At 73.1% G+C, this 19,447-nt stretch carries 18 protein-coding genes; 10 read left to right on the plus strand and 8 right to left on the minus strand.

Going from position 1 to position 19,447, the window contains the following annotated elements; genetic code table 11:
- Nucleotides 1–56: 56 nt before the first annotated feature.
- Entirely contained in the window at nt 57–629 is a 573-nt protein-coding gene (locus ACZ4TO_RS18370; RefSeq protein WP_382794804.1) for a GNAT family N-acetyltransferase, read from the minus strand.
- 157 nt (nt 630–786) lie between these two features.
- Between ACZ4TO_RS18370 and ACZ4TO_RS18375 the strand changes: the two genes are divergently transcribed.
- The 5 genes from ACZ4TO_RS18375 to ACZ4TO_RS18395 all read left to right on the plus strand — a co-directional run bounded on the left by ACZ4TO_RS18375 (nt 787) and on the right by ACZ4TO_RS18395 (nt 6,681).
- Nucleotides 787–2,322, plus strand: a complete 1,536-nt coding sequence (locus tag ACZ4TO_RS18375) for an AMP-binding protein (RefSeq protein ID WP_382794808.1) — start codon at nt 787–789, stop codon at nt 2,320–2,322.
- A 195-nt stretch (nt 2,323–2,517) separates the two neighbouring features.
- The gene (locus ACZ4TO_RS18380) at nt 2,518–3,849 is read left to right on the plus strand and encodes an NAD(P)/FAD-dependent oxidoreductase (protein ID WP_468024728.1); all 1,332 of its coding nucleotides are present in this window, start codon (nt 2,518–2,520) and stop codon (nt 3,847–3,849) included.
- Nucleotides 3,846–4,577: a DUF1365 domain-containing protein gene (locus tag ACZ4TO_RS18385; protein WP_468024729.1), complete on the plus strand. Its 732-nt coding sequence runs from the start codon at nt 3,846–3,848 to the stop codon at nt 4,575–4,577. The genes ACZ4TO_RS18380 and ACZ4TO_RS18385 overlap by 4 nt, the downstream gene beginning before the upstream one ends.
- Nucleotides 4,574–5,878 (plus strand): class I SAM-dependent methyltransferase, encoded by a 1,305-nt coding sequence (locus ACZ4TO_RS18390; RefSeq protein ID WP_468024730.1) that lies wholly within the window; start codon nt 4,574–4,576, stop codon nt 5,876–5,878. Before ACZ4TO_RS18385 ends, ACZ4TO_RS18390 begins: the two co-directional genes overlap by 4 nt.
- Nucleotides 5,875–6,681: a DUF1295 domain-containing protein gene (locus ACZ4TO_RS18395; RefSeq protein WP_451075787.1), complete on the plus strand. Its 807-nt coding sequence runs from the start codon at nt 5,875–5,877 to the stop codon at nt 6,679–6,681. The genes ACZ4TO_RS18390 and ACZ4TO_RS18395 overlap by 4 nt, the downstream gene beginning before the upstream one ends.
- Nucleotides 6,682–6,761: 80 nt before the next feature.
- Here the strand turns inward: ACZ4TO_RS18395 and ACZ4TO_RS18400 are convergent, their stop codons facing one another.
- The 3 genes from ACZ4TO_RS18400 to ACZ4TO_RS18410 all read right to left on the minus strand — a co-directional run bounded on the left by ACZ4TO_RS18400 (nt 6,762) and on the right by ACZ4TO_RS18410 (nt 8,862).
- Entirely contained in the window at nt 6,762–7,508 is a 747-nt protein-coding gene (locus tag ACZ4TO_RS18400; protein WP_468024731.1) for an anti-sigma factor, read from the minus strand.
- Nucleotides 7,505–8,089: a sigma-70 family RNA polymerase sigma factor gene (locus ACZ4TO_RS18405; protein WP_355775278.1), complete on the minus strand. Its 585-nt coding sequence runs from the start codon at nt 8,087–8,089 to the stop codon at nt 7,505–7,507. The genes ACZ4TO_RS18400 and ACZ4TO_RS18405 overlap by 4 nt, the downstream gene beginning before the upstream one ends.
- Before the next feature lie 179 nt (nt 8,090–8,268).
- Nucleotides 8,269–8,862, minus strand: coding sequence for a sigma-70 family RNA polymerase sigma factor (locus ACZ4TO_RS18410; RefSeq protein WP_468024732.1), 594 nt, complete (start codon nt 8,860–8,862; stop codon nt 8,269–8,271).
- 113 nt (nt 8,863–8,975) lie between these two features.
- On the opposite strand from ACZ4TO_RS18410, the gene ACZ4TO_RS18415 reads away from it, so the two are divergent.
- On the plus strand, nt 8,976–9,974 hold the full coding sequence (locus ACZ4TO_RS18415; protein WP_468024733.1) for a MerR family transcriptional regulator: 999 nt from the start codon (nt 8,976–8,978) through the stop codon (nt 9,972–9,974).
- A 68-nt stretch (nt 9,975–10,042) separates the two neighbouring features.
- On the opposite strand, the gene ACZ4TO_RS18420 is transcribed toward ACZ4TO_RS18415, so the two are convergent.
- The 3 genes from ACZ4TO_RS18420 to ACZ4TO_RS18430 form a co-directional block, all read right to left on the minus strand.
- Entirely contained in the window at nt 10,043–10,813 is a 771-nt protein-coding gene (locus tag ACZ4TO_RS18420; protein WP_468024734.1) for a DUF4142 domain-containing protein, read from the minus strand.
- Between the two features lie 210 nt (nt 10,814–11,023).
- The gene (locus ACZ4TO_RS18425) at nt 11,024–12,397 is read right to left on the minus strand and encodes a cryptochrome/photolyase family protein (protein WP_468024735.1); all 1,374 of its coding nucleotides are present in this window, start codon (nt 12,395–12,397) and stop codon (nt 11,024–11,026) included.
- A 147-nt stretch (nt 12,398–12,544) separates the two neighbouring features.
- Nucleotides 12,545–14,071, minus strand: a complete 1,527-nt coding sequence (locus tag ACZ4TO_RS18430; RefSeq protein ID WP_382794837.1) for an SDR family oxidoreductase — start codon at nt 14,069–14,071, stop codon at nt 12,545–12,547.
- A gap of 158 nt (nt 14,072–14,229) precedes the next feature.
- Between ACZ4TO_RS18430 and ACZ4TO_RS18435 the strand changes: the two genes are divergently transcribed.
- Nucleotides 14,230–14,745 carry a MarR family winged helix-turn-helix transcriptional regulator gene (locus ACZ4TO_RS18435; protein WP_382794840.1) on the plus strand — a complete coding sequence of 172 codons (516 nt, stop codon included), beginning with the start codon at nt 14,230–14,232 and terminating at the stop codon, nt 14,743–14,745.
- Nucleotides 14,746–14,901: 156 nt separating this feature from the next.
- Nucleotides 14,902–17,043 carry an MMPL family transporter gene (locus tag ACZ4TO_RS18440; RefSeq protein ID WP_468024736.1) on the plus strand — a complete coding sequence of 714 codons (2,142 nt, stop codon included), beginning with the start codon at nt 14,902–14,904 and terminating at the stop codon, nt 17,041–17,043.
- Between the two features lie 128 nt (nt 17,044–17,171).
- Here ACZ4TO_RS18440 and ACZ4TO_RS18445 read toward each other — a convergent pair whose 3' ends face one another.
- On the minus strand, nt 17,172–17,339 hold the full coding sequence (locus ACZ4TO_RS18445) for a hypothetical protein (RefSeq protein WP_386976396.1): 168 nt from the start codon (nt 17,337–17,339) through the stop codon (nt 17,172–17,174).
- Between the two features lie 316 nt (nt 17,340–17,655).
- Here ACZ4TO_RS18445 and ACZ4TO_RS18450 point away from each other — a divergent pair, with 316 nt between their 5' ends.
- Both ACZ4TO_RS18450 and ssuE read left to right on the plus strand, forming a co-directional pair.
- Nucleotides 17,656–18,138: a hypothetical protein gene (locus ACZ4TO_RS18450; protein WP_468024737.1), complete on the plus strand. Its 483-nt coding sequence runs from the start codon at nt 17,656–17,658 to the stop codon at nt 18,136–18,138.
- Nucleotides 18,139–18,836: 698 nt separating this feature from the next.
- Nucleotides 18,837–19,391: an NADPH-dependent FMN reductase gene (ssuE, locus tag ACZ4TO_RS18455; RefSeq protein ID WP_382794851.1), complete on the plus strand. Its 555-nt coding sequence runs from the start codon at nt 18,837–18,839 to the stop codon at nt 19,389–19,391.
- Nucleotides 19,392–19,447 lie beyond the last annotated feature (56 nt).

Genomic DNA, 19,447 nt, shown 5'->3' on the forward strand with positions numbered 1-19,447 from the left:
GCCCGCGCCGTGCGGTCCCGGGGCAGTCGCGGTGCCCGGGACCCCCTGGAGCCGCCTCATCCGAGGTGCGGGCCGCTGTCCTCGACGTGGCTCCAGGTCCACAGGACGACGTTCCGCCCCTTCGTCGTACGGACCAGGGGCGGGTCGGCGGTGAGGACGAAACCCGTCGCCTCGGCGACCGCCTGGCTCGCGGTGTTCCCGCCTTCGATGCACAGCACGACGCGCCGGCCGCCGACGCGCCGGTGGGCGAAGTCCACGACGAGCCGGACCGCGCGGGTCGCGAGCCCTCTGCCCCGGTGGGCGGCGCCCACGCCGTAGGCCAGCTCGACGTCGCGGTCGTCGGCCGTACCGGGGAACAGCAGGATCTCGCCCCGGGGCCGCCGACCGTCCGTCGTGATGGCGAGCTGCATCCCCCGCCTCTCGGCCGCCTTCTGCTCGGCCGCCGCGAGGTAGGCGAGCGCCGCCTCGGTGTCGAAGGGGGAGGCGACCGGCGTCCACCGGTCGATCTCGGGATCGTCGTAGAGCGCGACGAGGTCCGCCGCGTCGTCGTCGGACCACTCGCGCAGATGCAGCCCCAGCCCGCCGATGCGCAGGGGGCGGGGAAAGTCGAACGTGGGTCGGCTGTCCATCCGACGATCGTGACGTGCCGGGCACGCGGAGGCCAAGGATGCCAGGACACGCACAAGGATCCGGACATCACCGTGCGTATCCGTAGGGGTTTCACCGGATGCGCCGGGGCCGGGGCAGGATAGAAAGGGGGCATCGTCCGATCTTCGGGAGGCCGTGATGATCGTCCCCTTCGGAGCACTTGATTTCCTGGACCGCGCCGTGACCGTGTACGGCGACAGACTCGGCGTCGTCGACGAACCCGACCAGCCCGCCGAGTCCTGGGAGGGGCTGACCTACCGGCGCGTCGGCGAGCTGGCCGCGGCCCAGGCCGCCGGGCTCGACGCGCTGGGCGTCCCGCACGGCGCGCGCGTGGCGGTCGTCTCGCCCAACAGCGCCCGGCTGCTCACGTCCTTCTTCGGCGTCAGCGGCCACGGCCGCGTCCTCGTACCGGTCAACTTCCGTCTGACGGCCGACGAGGTCGGCTACATCGTCGAGCACTCCGGCGCGAGCGTCCTGCTCGTCGACCCCGAACTGGCCGACCGCTTCGCCGGGGTCGCCTGCAAGCACCGCTTCACGCTCGGCGCCGCCGCGGACACGGAGCTGTACCGTTTCGGCACCGACCCCCGCCCCTGGGAGGCGGACGAGAACGCCACCGCGACGATCAACTACACCAGCGGCACGACGGCCCGGCCCAAGGGTGTGCAGATCACCCACCGCAACATCTGGGTCAACGCCACCACCTTCGCCCTGCACGCGGGCATCACCGACCGCGACGTGTATCTGCACACCCTGCCCATGTTCCACGCGAACGGCTGGGGGATGCCCTTCGCGATGGCGGGCCTCGGCGTCCGGCAGATCGCGCTGCGCAAGGTCGACGGCGCGGAGATCCTGCGCCGGGTCGCCGAGCACGGCGTGACGGTGATGTGCGCCGCCCCGGCCGTCGTCAACGCCGTGCTGGCCGCCGCCGAGTCCTGGGAGGGCGAGATCCCCGGCCGCGACCGGGTCCGTATCATCGTCGCCGGCGCGCCGCCGCCCACCAGGACCGTCGCCCGCGTCGAGTCCTCGCTGGGCTGGGAGTTCATCCAGATCTACGGCCTCACCGAGACCTCACCCCTGCTCACCGTCAACCGCACCCGCGCCGAATGGGACGACCTCGACCCGCAGGCCCGCGCCGAGAAACTGGTCCGCGCGGGCGCCCCCGCGCTCGGCGTGAGCCTGCGCACCGCCGCCGACGGCGAGATCCTCGCGCGCTCCAACGTCGTGCTGGCGGGCTACTGGGAGCAGCCCGCGGAGACCGAACGGGCCCTCGCCGACGGCTGGTTCCACACCGGCGACGGCGGAACCATCGGCGAGGACGGCTATCTGACGATCAGTGACCGCAAGAAGGACGTGATCATCACGGGCGGTGAGAACGTGTCCTCGATCGAGGTGGAGGACACCCTCTTCAGCCATCCGTCGGTCGCCGAGGTCGCGGTCATCGGCGTGCCGCACGAGAAGTGGGGCGAGACCGTCAAGGCCCTGGTGGTCCTCGCCCCGGACACCGAGGCCACGGAGGACGAGCTGATCCGGTACTGCAAGGAGCGCCTCGCCGGGTACAAGGCGCCGACCTCGGTCGAGTTCCGGGACGCCCTGGCCCGGACCGCCACCGGCAAGCTCCAGAAGTACAAGCTGCGCGAACCGTACTGGGAAGGACACGAACGGCACGTCAACTGACCGTCACTCCAGGTGACGAAGGGCGCCGCGGCGGGGACTCCTCGCACGCCGCGGTGACCCGGCACCGGACGCTCCCGTCGTTCCCCCGGCCGGTGCCGAAGAAGATCGCCCCCCGGCCAATCCGTTCGGCCCCCTGCTCCGGAATACCTCCGAGAGCTCCGATCGGCCGATCAGGAGCCGGGCGGGAGGAAACCGATGAGGGCGAGGCATGGGTCCGAGGACGCACGGGACGGCGGCGCCGGGCACCCCGGCGAGGAACGGCTGAGAGCACTCAGGCGTACGGCGGTGATCGGCGGGGGAGTGGCCGGGCTCACCGCCGCCTACGTGATCGGCCGCGAGCGGCCCGTCGCCCTCTACGAAGCGGACGACCGCCTCGGCGGGCACGCCCACACCCACGACCTGACCTCGTCCGACGGACGCCTGCACCGCGTCGACTCGGGCTTCATCGTGCACAACCACCGTACCTACCCCCATCTCCTGCGGCTGTTCGCCGAACTCGGCGTCGCCACCCAGGAGTCCGAGATGAGCATGTCGGTCCGGTGCGAGGGATGCGGCCTCCAGTACGCCGGCGCCCGCGGCCCCGCGGGACTCCTCGCCCGGCCGCGCAGCGCGCTGCACGGCCCCTACCTGCGAATGCTCACCGAAGTGCCGGCCTTCCACCGGGCCGCCCGCCGCCTGCTGGCCCAGGGCGGCGAAGACACCCTCACCCTGGGCGAGTTCATCACCCGGCAGGGCTTCTCCCCGTACTTCACCCGGCACTTCATGACCCCGCTCGTCTCCGCCGTGTGGTCCTGCGACGCCGCCACGGCCCGCCAGTACCCCGCCGTCTATCTGTTCCGGTTCATGGACCACCACGGCATGCTCTCGGTGGGCGGCTCGCCCCTGTGGCGCACGGTCACCGGAGGGTCGCGCTCCTACGTCGACCGGCTGGCCAAGGAACTCGACGCGGTGCACACCTCCACCCCCGTCCGGGCCGTACGCCGCCACGCCGACGGAGTGGACATCACCACCGAGGACGGCACCACCACCTCGTACGGATCCGTCGTGATCGCCGTGCATCCGGACCAGGCGCTGCGGCTGCTCGCCGACCCCACCCCGCTGGAGCGCGAGGTGCTCGGGGCGTTCCGCTACTCCCGCAACACCACTCTCCTGCACACCGACACCGCGCTCCTGCCCAGCGCCCGCGGGGCACGGGCCTCCTGGAACTACCTGATGCCCGACTGCGACACCGACGCGGACCGGGTCCGGGTCAGCTACGACATGAACCGGCTGCAACGGCTGGACGCGCCCGAGACGTTCGTCGTCACCCTCGGCGGCGAGGACCGGGTCGACCCGGCCCGGGTCCTGGCCCGCATGGAGTACGAACACCCCGTCTACACACCCGAGTCCGTCGCCGCCCAGCGCCGACTCCCGTCCCTCAACAGCCCGGTGACCGCGTACGCCGGCGCCTACCACGGCTGGGGCTTCCACGAGGACGGCTGCCGGTCCGGCGTCGAGGCGGCCGAGGCGCTGGGGGTGACCTGGTGACCCACACCCCCGCCCTCTACCCCTGCACGGTCGCGCACGTACGGACCGCACCCACCCGGTACACGCTCCGCCACCGCACGTACATGTGGCTCACCGACCCCGACCGGCCACCCGAACTGCCCTACCCGCTGCGCCCGTTGGCCCGCTTCGACCCCCGGGACCACTTCGACGGCGACCAGCCCAGCATCCGCGCGGGCCTCGACCGGTTCCTCGCCGCGCACGGCGTCGACCTGCGCGGCGGACCCGTGCTCATGCTCACCCACGCACGCGTCCTCGGCCATGTCTTCAACCCGCTGACCCTGTACTGGTGCCACGACCCCGACGGCACCGCCCGCTGCGTCGTCGCCGAGGTCCACAACACCTACGGCGAACGCCACTCCTACCTGCTGCGCCCCGACGACGGCGATACGGCCCGGACCCGCAAGGAGTTCTACGTCTCGCCGTTCTTCCCCGTCGACGGCGCCTACCGGATGCGGCTGCCCGAGCCCGGCGACAGGCTCGACCTGACCGTCCATCTGGAACGCGTGGGCACCCGGCCCTTCACCGCCACCGTACGCGGGACACGGCAGACCGCGAGTGCCGGCGCGCTGCTGCGCCAGGCACTGCGCCACCCCTGGTCCACCCTCGCCGTGTCCGCCGCCATCCGCCTGCACGGCATCCGCCTGTATCTGCGCGGACTGCCCGTCCAGCCCCGCACCCCGCAACGAGCCCAGGAGAACGTGAAATGAGGACAGCCGAGTCCTGCCCCGTCGAGACGCCCCGACAGGACACCGACCCGCTGCGCTGGACGGACGTGGTGACCCGGCCGCCGTCGTCGCGGGCCCGCACGGCCGTCACCCGCGCCGTGGTGCGCCGTGCCCTCGAACGACTGCCGCTCCAGGCGCGGTTCGCCGACGGAACCCGGGCCGGCCTCGGCGGCCCGGTCGTCGAGATCCACGACCCCGACGCCTTCCACGCCCGCATCGGCACCCACGGCCTCGTCGGCTTCGGCGAGTCCTACATGGCGGGGGAGTGGGACGCGCCCGACCTGGTCGCCGCGCTCACCGTCCTCGCCGGGAACGCGGCCCGGCTGATCCCCGCCCCGCTCCAGCGACTGCGCGGCCTCTGGGCGCTGCGCCGGCCGGACGTCCAGCGCAACACCCCCACGGGCGCCCGCGACAACATCAGCCGCCACTACGACCTGTCCAACGACCTGTTCGCGCTGTTCCTGGACGACACCCTCAGCTACTCCTCGGCCCTCTTCCGCGGCTTCCCCGCCTCCTGGTCCCTGCTGGCCGACGCCCAGCACCGCAAGATCGACCGGCTCCTCGACCTCGTCGAGGCGGGACCCGGCACCAGGCTCCTGGAGATCGGCACCGGCTGGGGCGAGCTGGCGATCCGTGCCGCCGCGCGCGGTGCCCACGTCACCTCCCTCACCCTCTCCCGCGAACAACAGGCCCTGGCCCGTGAACGGGTGCGCGAGGCGGGAGCCGAGGACCGAGTGAGCATCGAGCTGTGCGACTACCGCGAGGCCACCGGCACGTACGACGCCGTGGTCAGCGTCGAGATGGTCGAGGCGGTCGGCGAGGAGTTCTGGCCGGTCTACTTCGCCACCCTCGACGAACGGCTCGCCCCCGGCGGCCGCGTCGCGCTCCAGGCGATCACCATGCCGCACGACCGCCTGCTCGCCTCCCGCGACACCTTCACCTGGATCCAGAAGTACGTCTTCCCCGGCGGGCTGCTGCCCTCCGTGGAGGCGGTGGACGAGGTGACCCGCGCCCACACCTCCCTGCGCACCACGCGCAGGGACGCCTTCGGCGCGCACTACGCCGAGACCCTGCGGCTGTGGCGCGAGCGGTTCACCGAGCGGGCCGACGAGGTCGCCGCGCTCGGGTTCGACGAGACCTTCCGCCGGATGTGGACCTTCTATCTCGCCTACTCCGAAGCAGGGTTCCGCTCCGGCTATCTGGACGTCCAGCAGTACCTGTTCACGAAGGGCACGCCGCAGGCCGCGGGCGCCCGGGACGCGAAGGAGGACACCGGGCCATGACGGGTTTCCCCTGGGCGGCGTTCGCCCAGAACCTCGCTTTGGCGGCCGGCGCGGCCCTCGCCGTCATGCTGGTCACCTTCGCCGTCGGCGTCCGCCGGGGCCTGCACCGGATCGTGGACGTGGCCTGGGGGATCGGCTTCACCGCGGTGGCCCTCGTCACCTTCCTGGCGTCCGCCGGTGAGGGTGACGAGGCCCGCCGTGTACTCGTCACCGTCCTCACCTCGGTGTGGGGACTGCGGCTGGCCGTTCACATCGCGCGGCGCGGACGGGGACACGGCGAGGATCCACGCTACGAAGCCATGCTCGCCAAGGCGCCCGGCAGCCGTGACCTCTACGCCCTGCGGATGGTGTACCTCCTGCAGGGCGCGCTGGTCTGGCTGGTGTCACTGCCCGTCCAGGCCGCGCAGTACATCCCGGGGCCGCTGACGGGCTTCGCCTGGGCCGGCACCGCGCTGTGGGCCGTCGGTCTGTTCTTCGAGTCGGTCGGCGACGCCCAGCTCGCCCGTTTCAAGGCCGACCCGGCGAACCGCGGCCGCCTCATGGACCGCGGCCTGTGGAGCTGGACCCGCCACCCCAACTACTTCGGTGACTTCTGCGTCTGGTGGGGCCTGTTCCTGCTGGCCTGCGACAGCCCGCAGTCGGCCGCCGTGGCCCTCGTGTCACCACTGGTGATGAGCTACCTGCTGATCAACGGCAGCGGGAAACCGATGCTGGAGCGCCACATGGCGCGCCGCCCGGGATTCGCCGAGTACGCGGCGCGCACCAGCGGCTTCTTCCCGCTGCCGCCACGCAACCGCCACTGACCGGTCCGGCGGCCGAGGTGCCGCCGGGCCGGTCAGGTGCCGGGTGTTCGTCCCCTCCCCCGAACCGAGGGGACGAACACTCAGACGGGCAGCCCCAGCAGGGCCACCGGCGCGGACGTCGGCCTGGCCGAGCCGCCGGCCGGTTCCACGGTGATCCCCATGCCGGACGCGCCGTCGACGGAGCCGTTCATCAGAACGGCCTCGCTGGTGCGGCCCGGGTCCATCAGCCCGGCGGACCGCATGGTGCCCGCGTCGTCGAACCAGAGCTGGTAGACCTTGCCGCCGGGCGGCTTCGCCATCTTCGAGGAGATGAACACGGCCCGGTCCCGGCTCCGGGACACGACGACCGTGCCGCTCGCCCCGTCCGCCAGCTTCGCCGTACGGGACGACGCGTCGGGGGCCGTGAGCACCGCGGCCACCTGGTCCGCCCGCCGTTCGGCCTGACGGGCCTGCTCCTGGGCGTCCTGCGCGCGCTCGTGCTGCCAGGCCGCCGTACCGCCCAGCGCCGCCACCGCGGCCAGTGCCGCGGCCAGTGCCCAGTGCCCGGGCCGGAACCGACGGATGCCGGCGGCCCGCGGAGCGGGGAGGGTGCGCGGCGGCTCCTGGCGGACCGTGGTGATCCGCCGCATGACCTGGTCCTTGAGGGCCGGACCCGGCGAATCGGTGACGGCCAGGCCCAGACGCGCGGCCGTGGCGGTCAGCTCACGGACCTCCTGCGCGCAGTCGGCGCAGTCCGCGGCGTGCCGCTCGAAACGCTCGCGTTCGTCGTCGGCCAGCGCGTGCAGAGCGTACGCGCCGGTCAGTGTGTGCAGGTCAGCCGTGCTCACGCCGTCACCCCCAGACAGTCACGCAGTCGGATCAGCCCGTCGCGCAGCCGGGTCTTGACCGTGCCGAGGGGAGTCGCCAGCAGCTCCGCCACCTCCCGGTAGGTCAGCCCGCGGTAGTAGGCCAGCGTCACCGACTGACGCTGGAGTTCGGTCAGCGTGCGCATGCAGCGCCGTACCTGCTCACGTTCCAGCCGCGCCTCGACCTGCTCGGTCACCTCGTCGAACTCGGGCGTCCGGTCGAGGAGGGCGGCCTTGTGCTCCCGCGCCGTCGAGGCCTCGACCGAGCGCACCCGGTCCACGGCCCGCTGATGGGTGAGGGTCAGGACCCAGTTCATCACCGAGCCCTTCTCGGGGCGGTAGCGGGCGGCGGTCCGCCACACCTCCACCAGCACCTCCTGGGCGACCTCCTCCGACTGCGCCCGGTCACGCAGGACCCGGCGCACGATGCCGAGGACGGGGCCCGCCACCACGTCGTAGAGCGAGGCGAACGCATCCTGGTCACCTCGGGCGACCCGGGCCATGAGATCCGGCAGGTCCGGCCCCGCGGACGGGTTGCGCCCGATCTCCACGGCTTCCTTCACAGTGTGGTCCTCCAAGACGCTTCGAACATTTCGGATGTGATCCGAAGCCGGTGGGTCGGCGGATTGGCCCGCGGGCCGGAAAACGACGACGGAGCGGAAAGGGCGACGGATCGGAGGGGGCGGCCGACCGTCCGTGCTCGGGCCGCGGCCACCGTGAGTCAGACCACGGGCACCGGGAGTCAGACCCCGGCCACCGGGCGGAGGCAGTCGCGGAGCTGGTGCATGCCGCGTCGGGAGTGGCTCTTGACGGTGCCCAGCGGCCAGCCGGTGCGCCGGGCGATCTGAGTCTGGGTGAGGTCCTCGTAGAACGCGAGGTGCAGGACCCGGCGCTGCGGCGTCGGGAGCTTGGCCAGCTCGTGCCGGACGACGACACGGTCGAGCGAGGCCTCGGGCCGGCTCCGGGAGTCGTCGGCGAGGGCCAGCAGGGCGCCGGCCGCCCCCACCAGTTCGGTGCGCCGGGTCCGCGCGGACAGCGCGTCGGCGATCTTGCGCCGGGTGATCCCCACGAGCCACGCCGCCACCGGGCCGCGCTCGGGCCGATACCCGCCGGCGCCCCGCCACACGGCGAGGAACACCTGCTGGGTGACGTCCTCGGCCTCGCGCGGGTCGCCCAGCGAACGCCGGGCGAGGGCCTGGACGAGGGGTGCCCAGCGCCGGTAGGCGGTGGCCAGGGAGGCCTCGTCCCCGTCGACGATCCCACGGGTCAGTTCCGCGTCCGTGATCGCGTCCCCGGGCTCGGCGGTCGGCTGCTCGGCGATCGGATCTGCGCTCATGGCCACGGCTCCTAGCTCCGGGAACTCCCTGTGTGGGGCCCCGTGAAACCGATTGTGTGAACCGTGGGACAGAGGCGACAACTCGCATCGTTTCTGCGTCGTATAGTCGCCGTATGGGTGATGGCCGGTCTGATCAGGGGCGGGAACCGGGCGCGGGATCCGCCGAAGCCGGTGTCACCACCGGTGCGCTGGCCCGCCGCCTGGGAGTGTCACCCACCACGCTGCGTTCCTGGGACCGCAGGTACGGAATGGGCCCCGCGGTCCGTTCCGGCGGCCGGCATCGCCGCTGGACACCCCAGGACGTCGCCATGCTCGAGGAGATGTGCCGGCTGACCTCGGCCGGAGTGCCGCCCGCCGAGGCCGCCAGGGCGGCGAAGGGCTGGTCCGATCCCCTGGAGCCCGAGGGCGTGAGCGTGGCCGAGGGGCCGGAACCCCCGGCGGGAGCGGCCGGAGCGGAGCCCCTGGGGGACCCCCGGCAGGAGTGCAAGGGTCTCGCGCGCGCCGCCGTGCGTCTCGACGCACCTTCCGTGGACGACCAGTTGACCGCCCTCGTGGAGCGGCACGGCGTGGTCGTCGGCTGGGAGGAGGTGATGGTGCCGACCCTGCACGCGGTGGGCCGCAAGTGGGAGTCCGCCGGGGACCGCTACGTGGAGGTCGAGCACCTGCTGTCGTGGCACATCTCCCGGGTGCTGCACCGGGCTTCGGGACCGGCGGAGCCCAGGACGCCGGTCACGGGCACGGGACCGATCGTGCTGGCCTGCGTGCCGGGCGAGCAACACTGCCTCCCGCTGGAGGCGTTGCACGCCGGGCTCGTCGAACAGGGCCTGCCCACGCGGATGTTCGGCCCCGCCGTACCTCCGGAGGCGCTGACCGCGGCGGTGCGACGGCTGGGACCGGTCGCCGTCGTGCTGTGGTCGCAGACCCGCTCCACCGCCGACCGCCCCCTGGCCCGGCACATCGCGTCCACCACCTGGGGGGTCAAGGGCGCCCGCGCTCAACCGGCCGTTCTCCTCGGCGGCCCCGGCTGGGCCGGACGCCCGGAACCGGGCATGCTCCGGCCGCCGGGACTCAGGGAGGCTCTCACCTCGCTGGTGAGCCTGGCCGAGGGCTGAGACCGCAAAAGCCGGCCGCCCTCGCGAATTCTCGCTCGGGCGGCCGCAGTTCACACGATCCTCGTCGTTCAGCCCACGGTCGGCGTCGGCGAGGGCAGCGCGGCCCCTCCGGCGGGAAGCGACGCCCCGCCCGCGGGCTGGGACGCCCCGCCCGCCGGCGGCGTCAGGACGACCTCCGGCTCGCCGGGCTGCGGCGGGGGAGGCGTCAGGTTCACCGCGGGCACCTTCGGGATGGTGGTCTCCTGGATGATCACCTGGTCGAAGTTGACCAGGCCGGTCTTCTCCATCACGGTGATGTGGTCCAGGACGGTGTCGTTGGCCTGGTCGGCGAGCTGCCGCACGAGCGTGTTCTCCGTCGTGGCGCGGATCTTCGCCACGGTCGAGAAGATCTGTCCGTGCGTGACGCGCAGGATGTTGGCGAAGTCGGTGTCGAACTTCGTGCCGGAGTCCCCGCTCAGGGTCGCCACGAACCCCTGCTGCTGCGGGGAGGGCTTGTTGGGCAGTGTGATGCCGAGTTCCTTGGCGACCTTGCGGCTCGTGGCGTCGAGGCCGGCGTGGCCCGAGATCAGGTGCTCACCCGCCGTGCGGACCGCCGGGGTCGTCCCCTTCTGCAGGGCCAGTTGCCCGACCGGGTACTCCCACAGTCCCGCCGCGCGCACCTTGACGACGAAGTCGCGGTCGGCCTCGGTCAGCGGCCCCGAGGACGGATTGGCGATGACGCGGACCGGCGCGGCGGACGTGGTCTGGATCCCGAGCATGGCCGGATAGGCGAGGGCGGCCAGGGTCAGCGTCAACGCACCGGTCACGAAGAGGGTTCCCACGTTCCGTGTAATGCGCATTGAACAGCCTCCTGGGGGCGGGTGCGGCGCTTCCGGGGCTGTCGGCTCCGGGGTGGCCGCGCGATGGATCCGGTGCGCACGGATCCGGTACGAGTGGTTCGGACGACCATCAGTACGGCGGCGCACCGATGAGGAATCTCTACAACAGGTAAAATCCTCGGCAGTTTATATTCGGATCCGCTCGTTCCCGCACCCGGCCCGGCGTTGCCGTCAGTCCAGGCCACGGGCCTTCTTGAAGCGGGCCAGCCCCTCGGACAGGTCGACGATCGGGTCCGGGTAGTCGCACGCGGCCCGGTCCAGCCCCTGGAGCTTCCACGGTTCGTGCACGGCATGCCCGGCGATCCCGTCCAACTCGGGCACCCAGCGCCGGACATATACCCCGTCCGGGTCGTAACGCCTGGCCTGGGTCAGCGGATTCAGGACGCGGTTGGGCCGGCTGTCGGTGCCCGTCCCCGCCATCCACTGCCAGTTGAGCTGGTTGTTGGCGACATCGCCGTCCACGAGCAGGTCCAGGAAGTGGCGGGCCCCGACCCGCCAGTCCACGTAGAGCGTCTTGACCAGGAAGCTCGCCGTGAGCAGGCGCCCCCGGTTGTGCATCCAGCCCTCGTGGCGCAGTTGCCGCATCGCCGCGTCCACCACCGGATAGCCGGTCCGGCCCTCCCGCCACGCCTCGATGTCGTCCCTCGCCTCGGCCTCCGAGCGCCAACGGTCGTGCCGGGAGCGGTAGTCGGCGGTGGACGCCTCGGGCCGCGCGGCCAGGACCTGGTGGTGGAAGTCGCGCCAGGCGACCTGCCGGACGAACGCCTCGGCACCCGGACCGCCCGCGCCGCGCGCCCGGTGCACCAGCTCGGCCGCCGACAGCGTGCCGAAGTGCAGATGGGGGGAGAGCCGGGAGGTCGCGTCGCCGGGCAGGTCGTCGTGGCGGTCCTCGTACGCCGCGATCCCGTCGCGCAGCCAGGCCGTCAGCAGCGTCCTCGCCTCCGTCTCGCCGCCCCGGGCCAGCCCCTCGGACACTCCGGAGAGGTCCGAGCCGGAGGGGACCGCCTCGGAACCGACGCCGTCCGGCACCCGGACGGTCCGGGGAGCCGGGAGCGGGTCCCGCAACGGCTGCCGCGCCCACTGCCGGTGGTACGGCGTGAAGACGGCGAAGTGGTCGGAGGCCGCCGGGGTCACGGCGCCAGGAGCGAGCGCGGTGACCACCGCGTCGTGGACGTGCAGACGGCGTCCGTCCGCCTCCAGCGCGGCGCGCAGCCGCTCCTCCCTGCGATGCGCGTACGCGCTGACCCCCGCCGCGATGTGCACCGCTTCGGCGTCGCTCTCGGCGGCCGCCTTGGCCACCTCGGCCGCCACGTCGCCGGAGCGCACCACCAGACGCCCGCCGCGGTCGCGGAGCCCGGCGTCCAGGTCCGTCAGGCAGTCGGCGAGGAACGCCATCCGGTTGGGGGCGGTGAACCCGGCGTCCGCGACGGCGTCGTCGCGGACGAAGAGGGGCACCACCGCGTCCGAACCGTCGAGGGCGGCCCGCAGCGGCGGATGGTCGTGCAGGCGCAGGTCGGAGGTGAACAGCACGATCGAGACGGTCATGGGGTGGCTCCGGGGTGGTGCTCGGCGGGGTGACGACGTCGTCTGCTTCGGCCCGGGGGACCGCCGCGGATGCGCTCCGCGCGGTTCCCGTGAAGCCGCGCCCACCCCTCCCGACGACGGGTCCGGCGACAGGCGCGGCCGCGTGGGTCAGGGGACGAGTGCCGGGGCGGCCGCGTCCTCGGGGGTGTCCCTGGCGGCCCGGGCGATGTTCCGGGCCATGCCGCCGAACACCACGGCGTGGAACGGCGACACGCTCCACCAGTACACGTGCCCCAGCAGCCCGTGCGGGTGGAACAGGGCCCGCTGCCGGTAGCGCGTGCGTCCGCCGTCCGTCGCGTCGGCGTACATCTCCAGCCAGGCGAGCCCGGGCAGTCTCATCTCGGCCCGAAGCCGCAGCAGCCGGCCCGGCTCGATCTCCTCCACCCGCCAGAAGTCCAGGGAGTCGCCCACCCGCAGCCGGCTGGCGTCCCGGCGCCCGCGCCGCAGCCCCACCCCGCCGACCATCCGGTCCATCCAGCCGCGCACCGCCCACGCCAGCGGGAAGGAGTACCAGCCGTTGTCGCCGCCGATGCCCTCGATCACCCGCCACAGGTTCTTCGGCGAGGCGTCCACGGTCAGTTCGCGTTCGTCCGTGTAGAGGCTGCCGCCCGCCCAGTCGGGGTCGGTGGGCAGCGGATCGCTGGCCGTCCCGGGATACGACGCGGACGACCACCGGGTCGTCACCTGGGCGTCGCGGACCCGCTGGAGCGCCAGGGTCACCGCGGCGTCGAAGCCGATCGGCCGCCCCGGGGGATCGGGAACGTACCGGGCGATGTCGTGCTCGCGGCACACGACCTCGTGGCGCAGCGACTCCGTGAGCGGGCGCGCGATCGACGCGGGCACCGGCGTGACCAGTCCGACCCAGTGGCTGGACAGCCGGGGCGTGAGGACCGGCACCGGGAAGATCAGCCTGCGCGGCAGCCCCGCGACGACCGCGTACCGCCGCATCATCTCCAGGTACGTGAGGACGTCGGGACCGCCGATGTCGAAGGCCCGGTTGACCTCCGCGGGCATCCCGGCACAGCCGACCAGGGTGCGCAGGACGTCGCGTACGCCCATCGGCTGGATGCGGGTGTGCACCCAGCTCGGTGTCACCATCACCGGCAGCCGCTCGGTGAGATAGCGCAGCATCTCGAAGGAGGCCGAGCCGGAGCCGATGATGACCGCGGCGCGCAGCACGGTGGTCGGCACGCCCGACGCCAGCAGGATGCGCCCCACCTCGGCCCGGGACCTCAGGTGCGGCGAAAGCTCCGCCTCCGGAACGCCCGCGGGCGTGAGGCCGCCCAGGTAGACGATGCGCCGGACGCCCGCCGCACGGGCCTGTTCGCCGAAGATCCGGGCCGCCCTGCGGTCCGTCTCCTCGAAGTCGTGGCCCGTACCGAGCGCGTGCACGAGGTAGTACGCGACCTCGCAGCCGCGCATCGCGTCGGCGACCGAGTCGGCGTCCGTGACGTCGCCGCGCACCACCTCCGCCTCGCCCGCCCAGGGATAGTCGCGCAGCTTGGCCGGTGAGCGGGCCAGACAGCGCACCCGGTACCCCTCGGCCAGCAGTTCGGGCACCAGCCGTCCGCCGATGTAGCCGGTGGCACCGGTCACCAGACACCTGGGGCCGGTGCCGGTCTCCTCGTCGCTCATGGGTCCTCCGTCGGTAGCCGCCCGGGCCCCCCTCGGGGACCGCCTCGCTCCCTGATCCCTTCCACGCGGGCACCGCCCGCGGATGCGCCGGACGGGGCGGCCGCCGGGTGCCGGACGCCCGAACGGGGGAGGCGTCGGGACTTCTATAGGCTGATCACGTGGCCAGACGAGACGACCGTGACGACCGGACGGACGATCCGGAACCCGACACGGGCCGGAGCCGGGCCGGGGCGACGGATCTTCACTCCTTCGCGGTCGAGCTGCGCCGGCTCAACGGCGAGATCAACCGGCTGGTCCACGGCTTCGCCGGTGAGCACGGTCTGCACGCGACGGACGTCCTGGCGCTCGCGGCGATCCTGGACGCCCCCGAGCCGCTCACCCCCGGCCGGCTGCGCGAGCACCTCGGACTCACCTCGGGTGCGGTCACCGCGTGTCTGGACCGGCTCGAACGCGCGGGTCACATCCGGCGCGTCCGGGAGAGCCCCGACCGCAGGGTGGTCCACCTTCACTACGATCCCGACGCCAGGTCCGCCGCACGCGCCCACTTCCGGCCGCTCGCCGACGTCACGGCGAGCGTGCGGTCCGGTTTCAGCGAGGACGAGCTGGCCGTGGTCCTCCGCTTCCTGGCGGCGATGAACGAACAGCTCTCGGCCGTACGCTCACCCGGCCGCTGAGGCCGCCTCCGGACGCACGCGTCCGGCGGCGATGCGCCGCATCCGAACGGCCCCCGGGGCCGGAAGCACGGGCATGGTCTACGATCTGGCCGCGAGATATCTCAATGATTGAGATTGTCATTCATCGAGACACCTGACGGCGAAATCTGGAGAGCGATGTCCCTCACCCCGCGACGAGCCCTGTGGCTGATCCCCGTCGTCCTGCTCGTCGCCTGGCTCGGCATCGGAGGCACCCTCGGCCCCTACGCCGGCCGGCTCGGCGAGGTCTCCACCAACGACCAGGCCGCGTTCCTGCCGCGCAGCGCCGAGTCCACGAAGGTGGTCGCGCAGCAGCGCGCCTTCCAGCGGGACGGGACGCTGCCCGCGATCGTCGTGTGGACCGTGGACGGCGACGCCGCCACGGCCACGGCCCGGCAGTCCGCCGCGACCCGCGCGCTCGCCGCCCTCGCCGGCACCCCCGGCGTGGTCGGCCGGCCGTCCCCGGCCCTGCCCTCGGACGACGGCAAGGCGCTGGAGGGTGTCGTCCAGCTCCGGCCCGACCTCGGCAAGCGGCTTCCCGACGCCGTCGACCGGATCCGTACCGCCGCCGACGGCGTCCCCGGTACGACCGCGTGGATCGCCGGACCCGCGGCCAGCCAGGCCGACCTCGGGGGAGCTTTCGCCGGGATCGACGGACTGCTCCTCGGGGTGGCCCTGGCGACCGTCCTAGTGATCCTGCTGCTCGTCTACCGCAGTGTGCTGCTGCCCTTCCTCATCATCCTCGGCTCGGTGTTCGCGCTCGGCCTGGCCTGCGCCGTCGTCTACGTCCTCGCCGACCACGACGTCGTACGCGTCGACGGCCAGGTGCAGGGCATCCTCTCGATCCTCGTGATCGGCGCCGCGACCGACTACGCGCTCCTGTTCAGTGCCCGCTTCCGTGAGGAACTGGCCCAGAGCGCGGACCGGTTCACCGCGGTCCGGGCGGCACTGCGGCAGTCCTGGGGCGCGATCGTCGCGAGCGCGGGAACCGTGGCCCTCGGGCTGCTGGCGCTGCTGCTCAGCGATCTGACGAACAACCGGTCGCTCGGTCCCGTGGGCGCCATCGGCGTGGCCTGCGCCGCGCTGAGTTCGCTCACCTTCCTGCCCGCCGTCCTGGTGCTCCTCGGCCGCGCCGCCTACTGGCCCGCCAAGCCCCGTCCGGCGGCCGGGGTGAGCACCGGCGACGGCATCTGGAACCGGGTCGCGGCGCTGGTCGACCGCGCGCCCCGCAAGGTCTGGGCGACGGCCCTGGCCGGGCTCCTGGTCTGCGCGGCCTTCGCTCCCACCCTCACCGCGAAGGGCATCCCGCTCGCCGAGACCTTCGTCAACGACGCGCCCTCGGTCGCCGCGCAGGCGACCCTCGGGCGGCACTTCCCCGGCGGTTCGGGCAACCCCGCCGTGATCATCGCGAACGCCGACCGCGTCGACCGGGTCACCTCCGCGGCGCGCGCGACGGACGGTGTCGCGTCGGCCGCCGCGGTGACGGAGTCCGGGCGGCCCGGCGGGGGAGCGCCCCGGATCGTCGACGGCCGGGTCCGTGTCGACGTCACGCTGCGGTCGGCCGCGGACAGCGACGCGGCCAAGGCCACGGTCGCCCGGCTGCGCACGGCGGTGCACGCCGTGCCGGGCGCCGACGCGCTCGTCGGGGGCTACGCGGCCCAGCAGTACGACACCCGGCAGACCGCCGAACGCGACCGCGCGCTCATCGTGCCGGTGGTCCTCGCGATCATCCTGGTGATACTGACCGTCCTGCTCCGCTCGCTGCTCATGCCGGTGCTCCTGGTGGCCACGGTGGCGCTCAACTTCGTCGCCACGCTGGGCATCTCGGCGCTGGTGTTCCGGCACGGGTTCGGCTTCACGGGCACCGACGCCTCCGTGCCGCTGTACGGCTTCGTGTTCCTGGTGGCCCTCGGCGTCGACTACAACATCTTCCTGATGTCCCGGGTCCGCGAGGAGTCGTTGCGCCACGGGGTGCGCCAGGGTGTGCTGCGCGGCCTCGTCGCCACCGGCGGGGTGATCACCTCGGCGGGCGTGGTGCTGGCCGCGACCTTCGCCGCGCTGTCGGTGATCCCGCTGGCCTTCCTGGTGCAGATCGCCTTCATCGTCGCGTTCGGCGTCCTGCTCGACACCTTGGTCGTCCGCTCCCTGCTGGTGCCCGCCCTGGTCCGCGACATCGGCCGCCGGGCATGGTGGCCCGGGGCGCTGAGCCGCGAGCCCGATGACGCTCCCGAGCCGACGCCCGCGCCCGGGGCCCGAGGGGACGAGCCCGTCGGGGTGTGAGGGACCGGGTGGGAACGGGCCGGGTCCGGCCCGACGGGCTGTGGCGGCCCGGCCGATTCCATCGGTTCAGCTTCGACGACGGTGCCCCCGCGCGGTTCGCGCGGGGGCACCGTCGGTCGTTGTCCAGCTCAGTCCTCGTCGCCGGCCGGCACGACCACGAGGAAGGCGTCCGAGGTCAGGTCCATCACGACCGTCGCCTTCAGACCCTCGGTCCGGCGTCGGGCGGCGTACTCCTCCGCGGTCCAGGACCCACGCGGAGCGCCGGCGGGAAATCGTTCCAGCACCTTTGTGCCCATGGCGGCAGACACCTCCAGCTCGGACGTCGGACCCGGAGCGACGAGTCCCGTGGAATCCGCTTGCCCGGCAAACACCGGTTCAAGCGTACGAAGGCGAGCGGGCCCTGCGGTCCCCGACGTGACGTCAGGCGGGTGTCCTCGGCCCGCCGATCCGGCTGCGTCCGCGGCAACTCCCGCTCACCGGAGGCTCGTTCACCCGGAAGGCATAGTCGGGGCAAAGCCTGCCGAGGGCTGTTGATCTCCGCCACCGCGAATCCGACACTGTGGTGGCCGCACGTCCGGACCGGGACGCGCGCGAACGGGGGGCTGACGGGACATGAACCGACCCATACCTGGCACGGTGGAAGTCGCGGTGCGCCACATCCTCAGCGACAGGACGACCGGGTTCCTCACCCGGACGCGCAGGATCACCTGGAAGGACAGCCTGTACCGGGTGCGCCGGCCGGCGTCCGGCAAACAGAGCGTGGAACTGATCTGCCCGGTCTGCGACGCCTCCCTGCTGGCCGAGGTCCGCACCGAGGCCCGTACGCGCCGGACCGGGGCCGTCCTGCTGGTCCTGGCCGCGCTGAGCGTCATCGTCCTCCTCGCGGCGGCGGGCTACGCCGTCCACGAGGGCGGCCGCACGCTCCCCGAGGGGCAGTCGCTCCCGACCTTGTTCCCCGTCAGCGTCGTCTCGGTCTTCGTCACGTTCGTCGCCGCTCCGGTGCTCTTCGCGCGGGGCCGCCGCTACAACGGCGTCACGATGCTGGACGCCCCCAAGCCGCGCCGGAGGCACGGGATCATGCCGGTACGCGGCTGAGAACCCGGAACGGCGAGGAGCGCACCGGCGAGCGCGGCTCACGCCCGCCGCCGGGGCGAGGGTGGCCCGGCCCATGTCCGGGGAGCGCCGGTGCACTTCACCGTCCGGGATACGAGACCGGACCGCCGTTCCTTGACTGCCCTCGCCCTGGGCTGCGACGATCTCCGCATGACGATGCGACTGGACCTCACGCGGCGACGCCACGTCGACCTCGCGCGTGTCTGCAGCGCTTTCTGTCGCCGCGAAGTCTGACGACCCCCGACTCCGGGTCTCCTTCGCGCGGGTCCGTCCGCCCACGGTGACTTCCTCCGGCCGTGGTCCGGTGTGTTCCCTCCTCCCCGGCTCCTGCTCCGGCGCCCGAACTCCCTCTGATCCGGGCTGAGTTCCCGAGCCTCGACGCGTCCCGAACCGCCGGGCCCCGCAGACCGCGCCGCGGTCCGTGCGGCGCCCGGAGGCCCGACCGACGCTCGGGGGCGGGAGTCCGTCAGGACTCAGGCGCCTTTCCAGCGGGCCGCGCGCGTGGAGTGCGAGCCTGGCCCGTCGTCCCCGTTCGCTCACCGCCGGCCGGCGGTCCGCCTGCCCCGGAACGCCGGTCACGCCCACTCACCCGGAACCCGGGACACGGAATCCACCCGCGAGCCCGCTCACGGCACCCACCCGGAACCCGTCCACCGGAACCCGTCCACGAAAGAGGACTCATGGCCACCGTCCTGTCCGTATCCGGCAGCCCCTCGGTCTCCTCCCGCACCGCCAAGCTCCTGCGTCACCTCGACACCCGGCTCGCCGCGCACGGCCACGAGGTGATCCCCCTCGACGTCCGCACGATCCCCGCGGAGGCGTTGCTCGGCGCGGACTTCCAGCACCCGGCCATAGTCGAGGCGACCGAACTGTTCGCCCGCGCCGACGGAGTGGTCATCGGCACCCCCGTCTACAAGGCCGCCTACTCCGGCGTCCTGAAGGCCCTGCTCGACCTGCTCCCGCAGTACGCCCTGACCGGGAAGACCGTGCTGCCCCTGGTGACCGGCGGCAGCACGGCCCATGTGCTCGCCCTGGACTACGCACTCCGCCCGGTCCTCAACTCCATGGGAGCGGCCCACATCGTGCAGGGCTGGTTCACCCTCGACAAGGACATCGTCACGGGCCAGGACGGCAGCGTCACCGTGGCGCCGGGCAGCGCCGAGGCACTGGCCCAGGTGGTGGACCAGTTCTCCGCAGCCCTCGGCCGCACGCCCCTGCTCGCCGCGACGGGCTGACGCCCCCGGCCGAGATCTCCCGGCGGCCGGCCCCGGCCGACGCCGGCCCCGCCCGG

The organism is Streptomyces sp. NPDC028298 (assembly GCF_055565895.1).